At 58.5% G+C, this 10703-nt stretch carries 22 protein-coding genes; all 22 read left to right on the top strand.

Features of this window, described 5'->3' with window-relative positions:
• Positions 1-131: 131 nt before the first annotated feature.
• The 22 genes from rpsJ (at position 132) to rplO (ending at position 10687) form a co-directional block, all read left to right on the top strand.
• On the top strand, positions 132-443 hold the full coding sequence (gene rpsJ / locus DBR47_RS08215; protein WP_058721902.1) for a 30S ribosomal protein S10: 312 nt from the start codon (positions 132-134) through the stop codon (positions 441-443).
• A gap of 341 nt (positions 444-784) precedes the next feature.
• A complete protein-coding gene (rplC, locus tag DBR47_RS08210) occupies positions 785-1456 on the top strand; it encodes a 50S ribosomal protein L3 (RefSeq protein ID WP_058721903.1) in 672 nt (223 codons plus the stop codon).
• Complete coding sequence (gene rplD / locus DBR47_RS08205) at positions 1456-2076, top strand: 50S ribosomal protein L4 (RefSeq protein ID WP_124448810.1); 621 nt, start codon at positions 1456-1458, stop codon at positions 2074-2076. Before rplC ends, rplD begins: the two co-directional genes overlap by 1 nt.
• The gene (gene rplW, locus DBR47_RS08200) at positions 2073-2390 is read left to right on the top strand and encodes a 50S ribosomal protein L23 (RefSeq protein WP_124448808.1); all 318 of its coding nucleotides are present in this window, start codon (positions 2073-2075) and stop codon (positions 2388-2390) included. Before rplD ends, rplW begins: the two co-directional genes overlap by 4 nt.
• Complete coding sequence (rplB, locus tag DBR47_RS08195; RefSeq protein WP_124448806.1) at positions 2390-3214, top strand: 50S ribosomal protein L2; 825 nt, start codon at positions 2390-2392, stop codon at positions 3212-3214. Before rplW ends, rplB begins: the two co-directional genes overlap by 1 nt.
• Positions 3215-3224: 10 nt before the next feature.
• Entirely contained in the window at positions 3225-3503 is a 279-nt protein-coding gene (gene rpsS / locus DBR47_RS08190; protein ID WP_058721907.1) for a 30S ribosomal protein S19, read from the top strand.
• 11 nt (positions 3504-3514) lie between these two features.
• Positions 3515-3844, top strand: a complete 330-nt coding sequence (rplV, locus tag DBR47_RS08185; protein ID WP_058721908.1) for a 50S ribosomal protein L22 — start codon at positions 3515-3517, stop codon at positions 3842-3844.
• A gap of 16 nt (positions 3845-3860) precedes the next feature.
• Positions 3861-4715: a 30S ribosomal protein S3 gene (gene rpsC / locus DBR47_RS08180; protein ID WP_124448804.1), complete on the top strand. Its 855-nt coding sequence runs from the start codon at positions 3861-3863 to the stop codon at positions 4713-4715.
• A 2-nt stretch (positions 4716-4717) separates the two neighbouring features.
• Positions 4718-5134 (top strand): 50S ribosomal protein L16, encoded by a 417-nt coding sequence (gene rplP, locus DBR47_RS08175; protein WP_124448802.1) that lies wholly within the window; start codon positions 4718-4720, stop codon positions 5132-5134.
• Between the two features lie 13 nt (positions 5135-5147).
• Entirely contained in the window at positions 5148-5348 is a 201-nt protein-coding gene (gene rpmC, locus DBR47_RS08170) for a 50S ribosomal protein L29 (RefSeq protein WP_058721911.1), read from the top strand.
• Positions 5345-5614: a 30S ribosomal protein S17 gene (rpsQ, locus tag DBR47_RS08165; protein ID WP_124448800.1), complete on the top strand. Its 270-nt coding sequence runs from the start codon at positions 5345-5347 to the stop codon at positions 5612-5614. The genes rpmC and rpsQ overlap by 4 nt, the downstream gene beginning before the upstream one ends.
• Before the next feature lie 152 nt (positions 5615-5766).
• On the top strand, positions 5767-6276 hold the full coding sequence (locus DBR47_RS08160; protein WP_124448798.1) for a peroxiredoxin: 510 nt from the start codon (positions 5767-5769) through the stop codon (positions 6274-6276).
• 283 nt (positions 6277-6559) lie between these two features.
• On the top strand, positions 6560-6928 hold the full coding sequence (gene rplN, locus DBR47_RS08155; protein ID WP_058721914.1) for a 50S ribosomal protein L14: 369 nt from the start codon (positions 6560-6562) through the stop codon (positions 6926-6928).
• 26 nt (positions 6929-6954) lie between these two features.
• Positions 6955-7272, top strand: a complete 318-nt coding sequence (gene rplX / locus DBR47_RS08150; RefSeq protein WP_124448796.1) for a 50S ribosomal protein L24 — start codon at positions 6955-6957, stop codon at positions 7270-7272.
• Between the two features lie 10 nt (positions 7273-7282).
• Complete coding sequence (gene rplE / locus DBR47_RS08145; RefSeq protein WP_124448794.1) at positions 7283-7822, top strand: 50S ribosomal protein L5; 540 nt, start codon at positions 7283-7285, stop codon at positions 7820-7822.
• An 8-nt stretch (positions 7823-7830) separates the two neighbouring features.
• Positions 7831-8136: a 30S ribosomal protein S14 gene (gene rpsN, locus DBR47_RS08140; protein WP_058721917.1), complete on the top strand. Its 306-nt coding sequence runs from the start codon at positions 7831-7833 to the stop codon at positions 8134-8136.
• A gap of 25 nt (positions 8137-8161) precedes the next feature.
• Complete coding sequence (gene rpsH / locus DBR47_RS08135) at positions 8162-8557, top strand: 30S ribosomal protein S8 (RefSeq protein WP_058721918.1); 396 nt, start codon at positions 8162-8164, stop codon at positions 8555-8557.
• Between the two features lie 18 nt (positions 8558-8575).
• Positions 8576-9109: a 50S ribosomal protein L6 gene (rplF, locus tag DBR47_RS08130; RefSeq protein WP_124448792.1), complete on the top strand. Its 534-nt coding sequence runs from the start codon at positions 8576-8578 to the stop codon at positions 9107-9109.
• Positions 9110-9120: 11 nt separating this feature from the next.
• On the top strand, positions 9121-9486 hold the full coding sequence (gene rplR, locus DBR47_RS08125; protein WP_124448790.1) for a 50S ribosomal protein L18: 366 nt from the start codon (positions 9121-9123) through the stop codon (positions 9484-9486).
• 18 nt (positions 9487-9504) lie between these two features.
• A complete protein-coding gene (gene rpsE, locus DBR47_RS08120) occupies positions 9505-10023 on the top strand; it encodes a 30S ribosomal protein S5 (protein WP_124448788.1) in 519 nt (172 codons plus the stop codon).
• 22 nt (positions 10024-10045) lie between these two features.
• Positions 10046-10228, top strand: a complete 183-nt coding sequence (gene rpmD, locus DBR47_RS08115) for a 50S ribosomal protein L30 (RefSeq protein ID WP_102766033.1) — start codon at positions 10046-10048, stop codon at positions 10226-10228.
• Positions 10229-10255: 27 nt separating this feature from the next.
• A complete protein-coding gene (gene rplO / locus DBR47_RS08110; protein ID WP_124448786.1) occupies positions 10256-10687 on the top strand; it encodes a 50S ribosomal protein L15 in 432 nt (143 codons plus the stop codon).
• The last annotated feature ends 16 nt before the right edge of the window (positions 10688-10703 follow it).

The following is a 10703-nucleotide window of genomic DNA, read 5'->3' as shown; positions in this document are numbered from 1 at the left end:
GTGGTTGCGACCATCCTGGCCTAAGTCTTTTGCGTGACCGGCCTGGCTGCTGATTTTTCAGAAGCCAGGCTTCACCAACATCGCGGTAAAGGGCCTTTCGGTCTAGCCGCTCGTTCTTTGAAGGAATCGTCATGCAAAAGCAAAAGATCCGCATCCGCCTGAAGGCATTTGATTACAAGCTGATCGACCAATCGGCCGCGGAAATCGTTGAAACCGCCAAGCGCACTGGCGCGATCGTCAAGGGCCCCGTGCCTCTGCCGACCCGCATGCAGCGTTTCGACATCCTGCGTTCGCCGCACGTCAACAAGACTTCGCGCGACCAGTTCGAAATCCGCACCCACCAGCGTCTGATGGACATCGTTGACCCGACCGACAAGACGGTTGACGCTCTGATGAAGCTGGACCTGCCGGCTGGCGTGGACGTCGAAATCAAGTTGCAGTAAAGGCAACACGATGAGGCTCTTGCATCGACACAGTCGTTGAAGGAGTTCTCGTCAGCTTGTCGCTCAAAAGAGCGATCAGCGACAAGGGCAGCCGAAAGGTTGCCCTTTTTTGTTGCAGTCTCAGCTTGCGCTTGCGTGAAAGCCCTAGTGCGCGCTATACTCGCAAGCTTTCCCGCGTTGGTCTATTCCAGTGCGGGATTTTTCGCATCGGTAAAAAGCTGCGGCATCGGGTGAAAGCCCGGGTCAAAAGCGGAATTTCCGATGTCGAGGTCGCCCCGGCCAATCGTTGTCGGGTGTTTGTAAATGGCTTCCAGGGAAATCCTGTGGGGCTGGAGAAAACCATGAGTCTAAGCAATCGTCTCGGATTGCTGGGCCGCAAGGTGGGCATGATGCGCATCTTCACGGACGACGGCGATGCCGTGCCTGTGACGGTGCTCGATGTGTCCGACAACCGCGTGTCCCAGATCAAGACCGTAGAAAACGACGGCTACACCGCCATTCAGGTGGTGTTCGGTTCGCGCAAAGCATCGCGCGTGACCAAGCCGGAAGCCGGCCACCTTGCCAAGGCAGGTGTTGAAGCCGGTCGTGTGATGAGCGAATTCCGCGTTGCCGCTGAAGTCGCCGCCGAATACAAGCTGGGTGCGCAAGTGCCGGTCTCGCTGTTCGCAGCGGGTCAGTTGGTGGATGTGCAAGGCACCTCTATCGGCAAGGGCTTCGAAGGCACCATCAAGCGTCACAACTTCCACTCGCAGCGTGCGTCCCACGGTAACAGCCGTTCGCACAATGTGCCTGGCTCCATCTCGATGGCCCAGGATCCCGGTCGTGTGTTCCCTGGCAAGAAGATGTCGGGCCACCTGGGTGACGTGACTGTCAGCGTGCAGAACCTGGACATCGTGCGCGTTGACGAAGCTCGTCAACTGCTGCTGGTTCGCGGTGCTGTTCCGGGCGCGAAGAACGGCCATGTGGTCGTGCGTCCCGCAGTCAAGGTCAAGGTCAAGAAGGGAGCCAACTGATGCAGCTCGAGCTCCTGAATGAGCAAGGTCAGGCCACTGCCAAGGTGGATGCTCCTGACACGCTGTTTGCTCGCGATTACAACGAAGCCCTGGTGCACCAGGTGGTCGTGGCCTTCCAGGCCAACGCTCGCCAAGGCACTCGCGCCCAGAAGGACCGCGAACAAGTCAAGCACTCGACCAAGAAGCCTTTCCGTCAAAAGGGAACGGGTCGTGCACGTGCCGGTATGACGTCTTCGCCGCTGTGGCGCGGGGGCGGTCGGATTTTCCCGAACATGCCGGATGAGAACTTCACGCACAAGCTGAACAAGAAGATGTACCGCGCCGGTATGGCCGCCATCTTGTCGCAGCTGGCTCGCGAAGGCCGCCTGGCCGTGGTGGATTCGATTTCCCTCGAAGCCCCCAAGACCAAGCTGCTGGCCGCTAAGTTCAAGGCCATGGGTCTGGAGTCGGTGATGTTGATCGCCGACCAAGTGGACGACAACCTGGCGCTGGCATCGCGCAATCTGGCCAATGTGCTGGTTTGCGAGCCGCGTTATGCCGATCCGCTGTCACTGGTCTTCTACAAGAAGGTGCTGGTGACCAAGGCCGCAATGGAGCAACTCCAGGAGATGCTGGCATGAGCGCTGTGAAAACTTATTCTGAAGGCCGTCTGGCCTCGGTGCTGCTGGCGCCTATCGTGTCCGAAAAGGCCACGGCAGTTGCTGAGAAGCACAACCAAGTGTTGTTCAAGGTCTTGCGTGACGCCACCAAGCCCGAAATCAAGGCCGCTGTTGAACTGATGTTCAAGGTCGAGGTTGAGGCCGTGAACGTTGTTCAGGTCAAGGGCAAGGTCAAGCGCTTTGGTCGTTCCATCGGTCGTCGCGATCACGTCAAGAAGGCGTACGTGTCGCTGAAGGCGGGCCAAGAGCTCAACTTCTCCGGGGAGGCTGCGTAATGGCCGTCGTTAAAGTCAAACCAACGTCACCCGGCCGCCGTGCCGTCGTGAAGGTGGTGCACTCGCATCTGCACAAGGGCGCGCCCCATGCAGCTCTGCTTGAGCCGCAAATCCAGAATTCTGGCCGTAACAACAACGGTCACATCACGATTCGCCACAAGGGCGGTGGTCATAAGCACCACTACCGTGTGGTCGACTTCAAGCGCAACAAGGACGGTATTCCGGCCAAGGTTGAGACGATTGAGTACGACCCCAACCGTACGGCCCACATCGCTCTGGTGTGCTATGCCGACGGCGAGCGTCGCTACATCATCGCTCCCCGTGGTCTGGAAGTGGGTGCAACGATCTTGAGCGGTGCGGAAGCCCCGATCAAGGCCGGCAACACGCTGCCTATCCGCAACATCCCCGTGGGTTCGACGATCCACTGCGTGGAAATGCTGCCGGGTAAGGGTGCTCAGATCGCTCGTTCCGCTGGTGTCTCCGTGGTTCTGATGGCTCGCGAAGGCGTTTACGCTCAGCTGCGCCTGCGTTCGGGCGAAGTCCGTCGCATCCACATCGACTGCCGCGCCACCATTGGTGAAGTGTCGAACGAAGAACATCAGCTGCGCCAGTACGGCAAGGCCGGTGCCATCCGTTGGAAGGGTATTCGTCCGACCGTTCGTGGTACCGCCATGAACCCGGTGGATCACCCGCACGGTGGTGGTGAAGGTCGTACCGGCGAGGGCCAGGCGCCTGTGTCGCCGTGGAACACCCTCACGAAGGGCTTCCGCACTCGTAACAACAAGCGCACGCAGACGTTCATCGTTTCGCGTCGCAAGAAGTAAAGGGTAGGCCATGACTCGTTCATTGAAGAAGGGCCCGTTCATTGACCATCACCTCTTGGCTAAGGTCGAGAAGGCTGTGGCCAACAAGGACAAAAAGCCTATCAAGACTTGGTCGCGTCGCTCGACGATCCTGCCCGAATTCATCGGCCTGACGATCGCAGTGCACAACGGCAAGCAACACGTGCCAGTTTATGTGTCGGACCAAATGGTCGGCCACAAGCTGGGTGAATTCGCACTGACCCGCACCTTCAAAGGCCACCCGGCCGACAAGAAGGCTGGGAAGAAGTAAGGATGCCAACGATGGAAACCAAAGCAATCGTTCGCGGTGTTCGTCTTTCGTGTGACAAGGGCCGCCTGGTGGCAGACCTGATCCGCGGCAAGAAGGTGGACCACGCGCTGAACATCCTGGAATTTACCCAGAAGAAGGCTGCCGTCATCATCAAGAAGGCGCTGGAAAGCGCCATCGCCAACGCCGAGCACAACGACGGCGCTGATATTGATGAACTGAAGGTCACCACTATTTATGTGGAACAAGGTGCTACGCTGAAGCGCTTCTCTGCCCGTGCCAAAGGCCGTGGCAATCGCATCAGCAAGCCCACGTGCCACATCTTCGTGTCGGTCGGCAACTGAAGGCTGAAGGAAGACTATGGGACAAAAAATCCATCCGACTGGCTTTCGACTGCCAGTCACCCGTAACTGGGCTTCGCGTTGGTACGCGTCGAACAAGAACTTCGCCACCATGCTGGCCGAAGATCTGCAAGTTCGCGAATACCTGAAGACCAAGCTGAAGAATGCCGCCGTTTCGCGCATTCTGATCGAGCGTCCTGCTAAGAACGCTCGTATCACCATCTTCTCGGCACGTCCGGGTGTGGTGATCGGCAAGAAGGGCGAAGACATCGAAAACCTGAAGGCCGAGCTGACCAAGCGTCTGGGCGTGCCGGTGGCAGTGAACATCGAAGAAGTGCGCAAGCCTGAAATCGATGCTCAACTGATCGCTGACTCGATCACCCAGCAGCTGGAAAAGCGCATCATGTTCCGTCGCGCCATGAAGCGTGCGATGCAGAACGCTATGCGTTTGGGCGCTCAGGGCATCAAGATCATGTCGTCGGGTCGTCTGAACGGTATCGAAATCGCTCGTTGCGAGTGGTACCGCGAAGGCCGTGTGCCCCTGCACACCCTGAAGGCTGACATTGACTACGGTTTCTCTGAAGCCAGCACGACCTACGGCATCATCGGTGTCAAGGTCTGGGTCTATCGCGGTGACCGCCTCGCCAATGGCGATGCACCCGTGATCAAGAGCGAAGCTGGTGAAGATGATCGTCGCCCACGTCGCAACACCCGTCCTGGCGCACCGAGCGGCCGTGGCCGCCCCGGTGGTGACCGTGGCCCGCGTGGTGAAGGTGGCGACAAGCCGGCCTCCACCGGTGACGCAGCTCAGCCCGCAGCCAAGCGAGTGGTCCGCAAGGCCGCTCCTGCTGGCGGCGAGGCCAAAGGAGAATAAACATGCTGCAACCAGCTCGTCGCAAATATCGCAAGGAGCAAAAGGGTCGTAACACGGGTGTTGCTACCCGTGGTGCTGCGGTGTCTTTTGGCGAATTCGGCCTGAAGGCAACCGAGCGCGGCCGTTTGACGGCTCGTCAGATCGAAGCTGCACGTCGTGCAATCTCGCGCCACATCAAGCGCGGTGGTCGTATCTTCATCCGCATCTTCCCGGACAAGCCGATCTCCCAGAAGCCCGCCGAAGTCCGTATGGGTAACGGTAAGGGCAACCCAGAGTACTACGTCGCTGAGATTCAGCCTGGCAAGGTGCTCTACGAGATCAACGGTGTGCCGGAAGCCCTGGCTCGCGAAGCGTTCACTCTGGCGGCTGCAAAGCTGCCTTTGAGCTGCACCTTCGTGACGCGCCAGGTCGGCACCTGAAGCGGAGAACACCATGAAAGCATCTGAACTGCGTGGCAAGGATGTCGCTGCCTTGGAAAAGGAAGTGACCGATCTGCTCAAGGCCCATTTCGGCCTGCGCATGCAAAAAGCCACTCAACAGTTGAGCAATCACACTGTTCTGGGCAACACGCGCCGTGACATCGCTCGCGTCAAGACCATCTTGAACGAGAAGAAGAAGGGAGCCGCGAAATGACGCAAGCTCAAGAAAAGAACACACGTACCCTGATCGGTCGTGTGGTCAGCGACAAGCGCGCCAAGACGGTGACCGTGCTGATCGAGCGTCGTGCCAAGCACGAGCTCTACGGCAAGATCGTTGCCCGTTCCCGCAAGTACCACGCCCACGACGAAAAGGGCGAGTACAAGATGGGTGATGTGGTCGAGATCGCCGAAGGCCGTCCTCTGTCCAAGACCAAGAGCTGGGTTGTGACCCGCCTGGTCGAGAAGGCTGAAGTCGTCTGATAGGTTTTTGAAGACGTTTGCTTAGTACGGTCTTGTGCCGTGCTCTGCATCAAACGGTCGGAACGCTGGAATACTAGCGTCCGGCCGTTTTTTTTGCCTCCAAGAACTCACAGTGCCTTGACGGCCTGTGACTACAAACAAAAGGAATCTCTATGTTGAAAGTTGGCGATCAGGTGCCTGGCGGCACGCTGTATGAGTTTGTCGAAGTCGAGGGCAATGGTTGCTCGCTGGGCCCGAATGCGGTCGACGTTGCCGCGGCGGTTGCAGGCAAGAAGATTGCGGTCTTCGCGCTGCCTGGCGCCTTCACCCCAACTTGCTCTGCCCAGCACGTGCCTGGCTACAAAGCTCAAGCTGACGCGTTGGCGGCGGCAGGTGTGGATGAGATCTGGTGTGTCTCCGTCAACGACGCATTTGTGATGGGTGCCTGGGCGCGTGATCAACAAACCGCCGGCAAGATCCGCATGCTGGCTGACGGCAGCGCCGAGTTCACCAAGGCCACCGGTTTGACCCTAGACCTGGGTTCGCGTGGTATGGGTCTGCGCTCGCAGCGCTACTCGATGCTGCTGGTGAATGGCCAAGTCAAGACGCTGAACATCGAGGCTCCTGCCAAGTTCGAGGTCAGCGACGCCGCCACCATGTTGGTGCAAGCGCAGGCCAACTGATGGCCTGAAAGAGCAGGGCGCGGCGCGATTTGCTGCGGCGCCCTAAATACTTTAGAGAAAGTGCTTGACGCAAGCGGTGCGTCCAGTGCACAATCTAAAGCTTCGCCGAACGCAAGGCGCATCAAGTGGTGCGTTAAGGCCTCGGATCCGCCCTCAACTGCTGAGCGCAAGACCCTCACGGAAGTGAATCCAGTCTTGTGTTTGGTCAACGGGCCCAAGACTGACCGATGACTCCGATGCGCTTTTTGTGTTTCGGGTGATTTGGGAAAAGTTGGGGATAGACATGATTCAAATGCAATCGCGACTCGACGTCGCGGACAACACTGGCGCTAAGTCCGTCATGTGTATCAAGGTGCTTGGTGGTTCCAAGCGTCGGTACGCAGGCATTGGCGACATTATCAAGGTCAGCATCAAAGAAGCTGCTCCTCGTGCCCGAGTGAAAAAGGGTGAGGTTTACAGCGCTGTGGTCGTTCGTACCGCCAAGGGTGTTCGTCGTCAAGACGGCTCGCTGGTGAAGTTCGACGGCAATGCCGCCGTGCTGCTGAATGCCAAGCTGGAGCCTATCGGCACTCGCATCTTCGGACCCGTGACGCGTGAACTGCGTACCGAGCGTTTCATGAAGATCGTGTCGCTGGCGCCAGAGGTTCTCTGAGCTCGGTCACAGTCAAAGGTACTGCCATGAACAAGATTCGTACAGGCGACCAAGTCATTGTTTTGACCGGTCGCGACAAGGGCAAGCGTGGCGCAGTTGCGCAGCGCATTGATGCCGATCACATCGTTGTAGAAGGTGTGAATGTCGTCAAGAAGCACGTCAAGCCGAACCCCATGAAGGGTACGACTGGCGGCGTCGTCGACAAGACAATGCCTATTCATCAATCCAACGTGGCGATTTTTAACGCCGCATCCGGCAAGGCCGATCGCGTGGGCATCAAGCTCGCAGCTGATGGCAAGAAGGTGCGCGTCTTCAAGTCGACCGGCGAAGAGATCAAGGCTTAAGGGGTTCGACATGGCTCGTTTGCAAGCGTTTTATCGCGAAAAAGTTGTGCCAAGCCTCACTGAGAAGTTTGGTTACACGTCGGTCATGGAAGTGCCTCGCATCACCAAGATCACCCTGAACATGGGTGTGAGCGAAGCAGTCGCCGACAAGAAGGTCATGGACCACGCTGTGGGTGATCTGACCAAGATTGCAGGTCAAAAGCCTGTCGTGACGAAGTCGAAGAAGGCAATTGCCGGCTTCAAGATTCGTGACGGCGTGCCTATCGGCTGCATGGTGACTCTGCGCGGTGTGCAGATGTACGAATTCCTGGATCGCTTTGTCACCATCGCTCTGCCGCGTGTGCGTGACTTCCGTGGTATCTCGGGTCGTTCGTTTGACGGCCGTGGTAACTACAACATTGGCGTCAAAGAACAGATCATCTTCCCTGAGATCGACTACGACAAGGTGGATGCGCTGCGTGGGCTGAACATCAGCATCACCACTTCCGCCAAGACGGACGACGAGTGCAAGGCCCTGCTGGCTGCATTCAAGTTTCCGTTCAAGAACTGAGGTGACCCGTGGCAAAAACATCACTGAAGCAACGTGAGCTCAAGCGCGACGCGCTGGTAGCTAAGTATGCAAAGAAGTATGCGGAACTGAAGGGCATCGCTAACGATGCCAAGAAGTCGGACGAAGAGCGTTATGTTGCTCGTTTGGAGCTGCAGAAGCTGCCCCGCAATGCCTACCCGACTCGTCAGCGTAACCGCTGCGCGTTGACTGGGCGTCCTCGCGGTACCTTCCGCAAGTTCGGTTTGGGCCGTAACAAGATTCGCGAGCTGGCCTTCAAGGGCGACATCCCCGGTGTCGTCAAGGCTAGCTGGTAATCGGCACGATTAGGAGATATCGCAAATGAGCATGAGTGATCCTATCGCCGACATGCTGACCCGTATTCGCAACGCCCAGAGCGTTGAGAAGGTCAGCGTCGTGATGCCGTCCTCGAAGTTGAAAGTGGCGATCGCCAAAGTCCTGAAGGACGAAGGCTATATCGACAGTTTCGCAGTGCGTGGCGAAGCCGCCCGCCCTGAGCTGGAGATTTCGCTGAAGTATTACGGCGGTAAGCCGGTGATCGAGCGCATCGAACGCGTGAGCCGTCCCGGCCTGCGCATTTACAAGGGCCGCCACGACATCCCTCAGGTCATGAATGGCCTGGGTGTGGCGATTGTCACCACGCCGCAAGGTGTGATGACGGACCGCAAAGCACGTCAAGCCGGTATCGGCGGCGAAGTGCTCTGCTACGTCGCCTAAGCGCAAGGAGATATAACAATGTCCCGCGTTGGAAAAATGCCGGTCGCCATCCCGCAAGGTGTGGACGTGACCGTTACCGCTGAGCAAATCAGCGTCAAGGGCTCGCTCGGAACGCTGGTGCGTCCGATCCATAGCCTGGTGTCGATCAAGAACGAAGCCGGCAAGCTGAGCTTCGTTCCTAACGACGAGTCGGCTGCTGCCGGCGCCATGAGCGGCACCGTTCGCGCTCTGGTGGCCAATATGGTCACTGGCGTCAGCAAGGGTTTCGAGCGCAAGCTGAACCTGGTTGGCGTGGGCTTCCGTGCCCAGGCTACGGGCCAAAAGCTCAATCTGCAAATCGGCTACTCTCACCCTGTGGTGAAGGATATGCCGGCTGGCATCAAGGTTGAGTGCCCCACCCAGACCGAAATTCTGATCAAGGGCGCGGACGCCCAAGTGGTCGGCCAGGTTGCTGCAGAAGTGCGCGCCTTCCGTCCGCCCGAGCCTTATAAGGGCAAGGGCATCCGCTATTCCGACGAGAAGGTCTCTCTCAAAGAGACCAAGAAGAAGTAAGGAGCAGCGCAATGTTGACCAAAAAAGAACAGCGCATCCGTCGCTCGCGTCAGACCCGTGCTCGCATCGCCATCCAGCGCGTTGTGCGCTTGACGGTGTTCCGCTCCAACCTGCACATCTACGCCTCCGTCATTTCCGACGACGGCACTCGTGTGCTGGCCAGCGCTTCGACGGCCGAGAAGGCTGTCCGCGAACAACTCGGCGGTTCGGGCAAGGGCGGCAACGTCGCTGCCGCTACCCTGATTGGCAAGCTGATCGCCGAGAAGGCCAAGGCTGTTGGCGTGGAAAAGGTTGCATTCGACCGCGCAGGCTTTGCTTACCACGGCCGTATCAAGGCCCTGGCCGAAGCAGCCCGCGAAGCCGGCCTGCAGTTCTGACGCAAAAAGGAATTCGAAATGGCAAAGTTTCAACCCCGCGTTCAGACCGAAGGCAATGACGACGGCCTGAAGGAAAAGATGATCGCGATCAACCGCGTCACCAAAGTTGTGAAGGGCGGCCGTACGCTGTCTTTCGCTGCTCTGACGGTGGTCGGTGATGGCGCTGGTCGTATCGGCATGGGCAAGGGCAAGGCGAAGGAAGTTCCTGTCGCCGTGCAAAAGGCGATGGAATCTGCTCGCCGCAACATGTTCAAGGTCGATCTGCGCAACGGTTCGATCCACCACAATGTGGTGGGCGAGCACGGTGCTTCCCACGTGATGATGGTGCCTGCTTCGGCTGGTACCGGCGTCATCGCCGGCGGCCCGATGCGTGCAGTCTTCGAAGTGATGGGCGTGACCGATATCGTGACCAAGAGCCACGGTTCGACCAACCCGTACAACCTGGTTCGCGCCACCCTGGATGCTCTGAAGCGTTCCACCACGGCTACGCAAGTCGCAGCCAAGCGCGGCAAGTCGGTCGAAGAAATTCTCGGCTGAATCGGCTGTACTGGAGAGACACATGTCTGACAAGAAAACTGTAACTGTCAAGCTGGTTCGCAGCCCCATCGGTACCCGTGCTTCGCACCGTGCCACCGTGGTTGGCCTCGGCTTGCGCAAGCTGAACAGCACCAGCGTGTTGGAAGACACGCCTGCGGTTCGCGGCATGATCAACAAGATCGCCTACCTCGTGCAGGTGCTGTAAGCACCGTCACGAACTGAGGACAAGAAGATGCAACTCAATACCATTCAACCCGCAGCTGGCGCCAAGCATTCGAAGCGTCGTGTGGGCCGTGGCATCGGCTCCGGTCTGGGCAAGACCTGCGGTCGCGGTCACAAGGGTCAAAAGTCGCGTGCTGGCGGCTACCACAAGGTGGGCTTCGAAGGCGGTCAAATGCCTCTGCAGCGCCGCCTGCCTAAGCGCGGTTTCAAGTCGACCACGCTGAAGTTCAACGCTGAGATCAACCTCGACGACCTGCAAGCGCTGGTGGCCGACGAGATCGACCTGTTGACGCTGAAGGCTGTCGGTCTGGTGCCTGAACTGGCCCGGAACGCCAAGGTCATTCTGTCTGGCTCCATCAGCCGCAAGGTCACGCTGAAGGGCGTGTCTGCAACGGCCGGCGCTAAGGCTGCGATTGAAGCCGCTGGCGGCTCGATCATCTAAGTAGAACGGAACGGGG

The sequence above is a fragment of the Paucibacter sp. KBW04 genome (assembly GCF_003852425.1).
GTDB lineage: Bacteria > Pseudomonadota > Gammaproteobacteria > Burkholderiales > Burkholderiaceae_C > Paucibacter_A.
The sequence above is the reverse complement of the archived record's forward strand: the minus strand, read 5'-3'. Positions and strand labels throughout refer to the sequence as shown.

Bases quoted from the DNA above. Each gene is read 5' to 3' on its own strand.
- rpmC (WP_058721911.1), top strand. From the start codon at position 5,148: ATGAAAGCATCTGAACTGCGTGGCAAGGATGTCGCTGCCTTGGAAAAG.
- rpsQ (WP_124448800.1), top strand. From the start codon at position 5,345: ATGACGCAAGCTCAAGAAAAGAACACACGTACCCTGATCGGTCGTGTG.
- rplC (WP_058721903.1), top strand. From the start codon at position 785: ATGAGTCTAAGCAATCGTCTCGGATTGCTGGGCCGCAAGGTGGGCATG.
- rpmD (WP_102766033.1), top strand. From the start codon at position 10,046: ATGTCTGACAAGAAAACTGTAACTGTCAAGCTGGTTCGCAGCCCCATC.
- rplR (WP_124448790.1), top strand. From the start codon at position 9,121: ATGTTGACCAAAAAAGAACAGCGCATCCGTCGCTCGCGTCAGACCCGT.
- rpsE (WP_124448788.1), top strand. From the start codon at position 9,505: ATGGCAAAGTTTCAACCCCGCGTTCAGACCGAAGGCAATGACGACGGC.
- rpsC (WP_124448804.1), top strand. From the start codon at position 3,861: ATGGGACAAAAAATCCATCCGACTGGCTTTCGACTGCCAGTCACCCGT.
- rplE (WP_124448794.1), top strand. From the start codon at position 7,283: ATGGCTCGTTTGCAAGCGTTTTATCGCGAAAAAGTTGTGCCAAGCCTC.
- rplV (WP_058721908.1), top strand. From the start codon at position 3,515: ATGGAAACCAAAGCAATCGTTCGCGGTGTTCGTCTTTCGTGTGACAAG.
- rpsH (WP_058721918.1), top strand. From the start codon at position 8,162: ATGAGCATGAGTGATCCTATCGCCGACATGCTGACCCGTATTCGCAAC.
- rpsS (WP_058721907.1), top strand. From the start codon at position 3,225: ATGACTCGTTCATTGAAGAAGGGCCCGTTCATTGACCATCACCTCTTG.
- rplO (WP_124448786.1), top strand. From the start codon at position 10,256: ATGCAACTCAATACCATTCAACCCGCAGCTGGCGCCAAGCATTCGAAG.
- rplP (WP_124448802.1), top strand. From the start codon at position 4,718: ATGCTGCAACCAGCTCGTCGCAAATATCGCAAGGAGCAAAAGGGTCGT.
- rplB (WP_124448806.1), top strand. From the start codon at position 2,390: ATGGCCGTCGTTAAAGTCAAACCAACGTCACCCGGCCGCCGTGCCGTC.
- DBR47_RS08160 (WP_124448798.1), top strand. From the start codon at position 5,767: ATGTTGAAAGTTGGCGATCAGGTGCCTGGCGGCACGCTGTATGAGTTT.
- rplN (WP_058721914.1), top strand. From the start codon at position 6,560: ATGATTCAAATGCAATCGCGACTCGACGTCGCGGACAACACTGGCGCT.
- rplD (WP_124448810.1), top strand. From the start codon at position 1,456: ATGCAGCTCGAGCTCCTGAATGAGCAAGGTCAGGCCACTGCCAAGGTG.
- rplW (WP_124448808.1), top strand. From the start codon at position 2,073: ATGAGCGCTGTGAAAACTTATTCTGAAGGCCGTCTGGCCTCGGTGCTG.
- rpsJ (WP_058721902.1), top strand. From the start codon at position 132: ATGCAAAAGCAAAAGATCCGCATCCGCCTGAAGGCATTTGATTACAAG.
- rplF (WP_124448792.1), top strand. From the start codon at position 8,576: ATGTCCCGCGTTGGAAAAATGCCGGTCGCCATCCCGCAAGGTGTGGAC.
- rplX (WP_124448796.1), top strand. From the start codon at position 6,955: ATGAACAAGATTCGTACAGGCGACCAAGTCATTGTTTTGACCGGTCGC.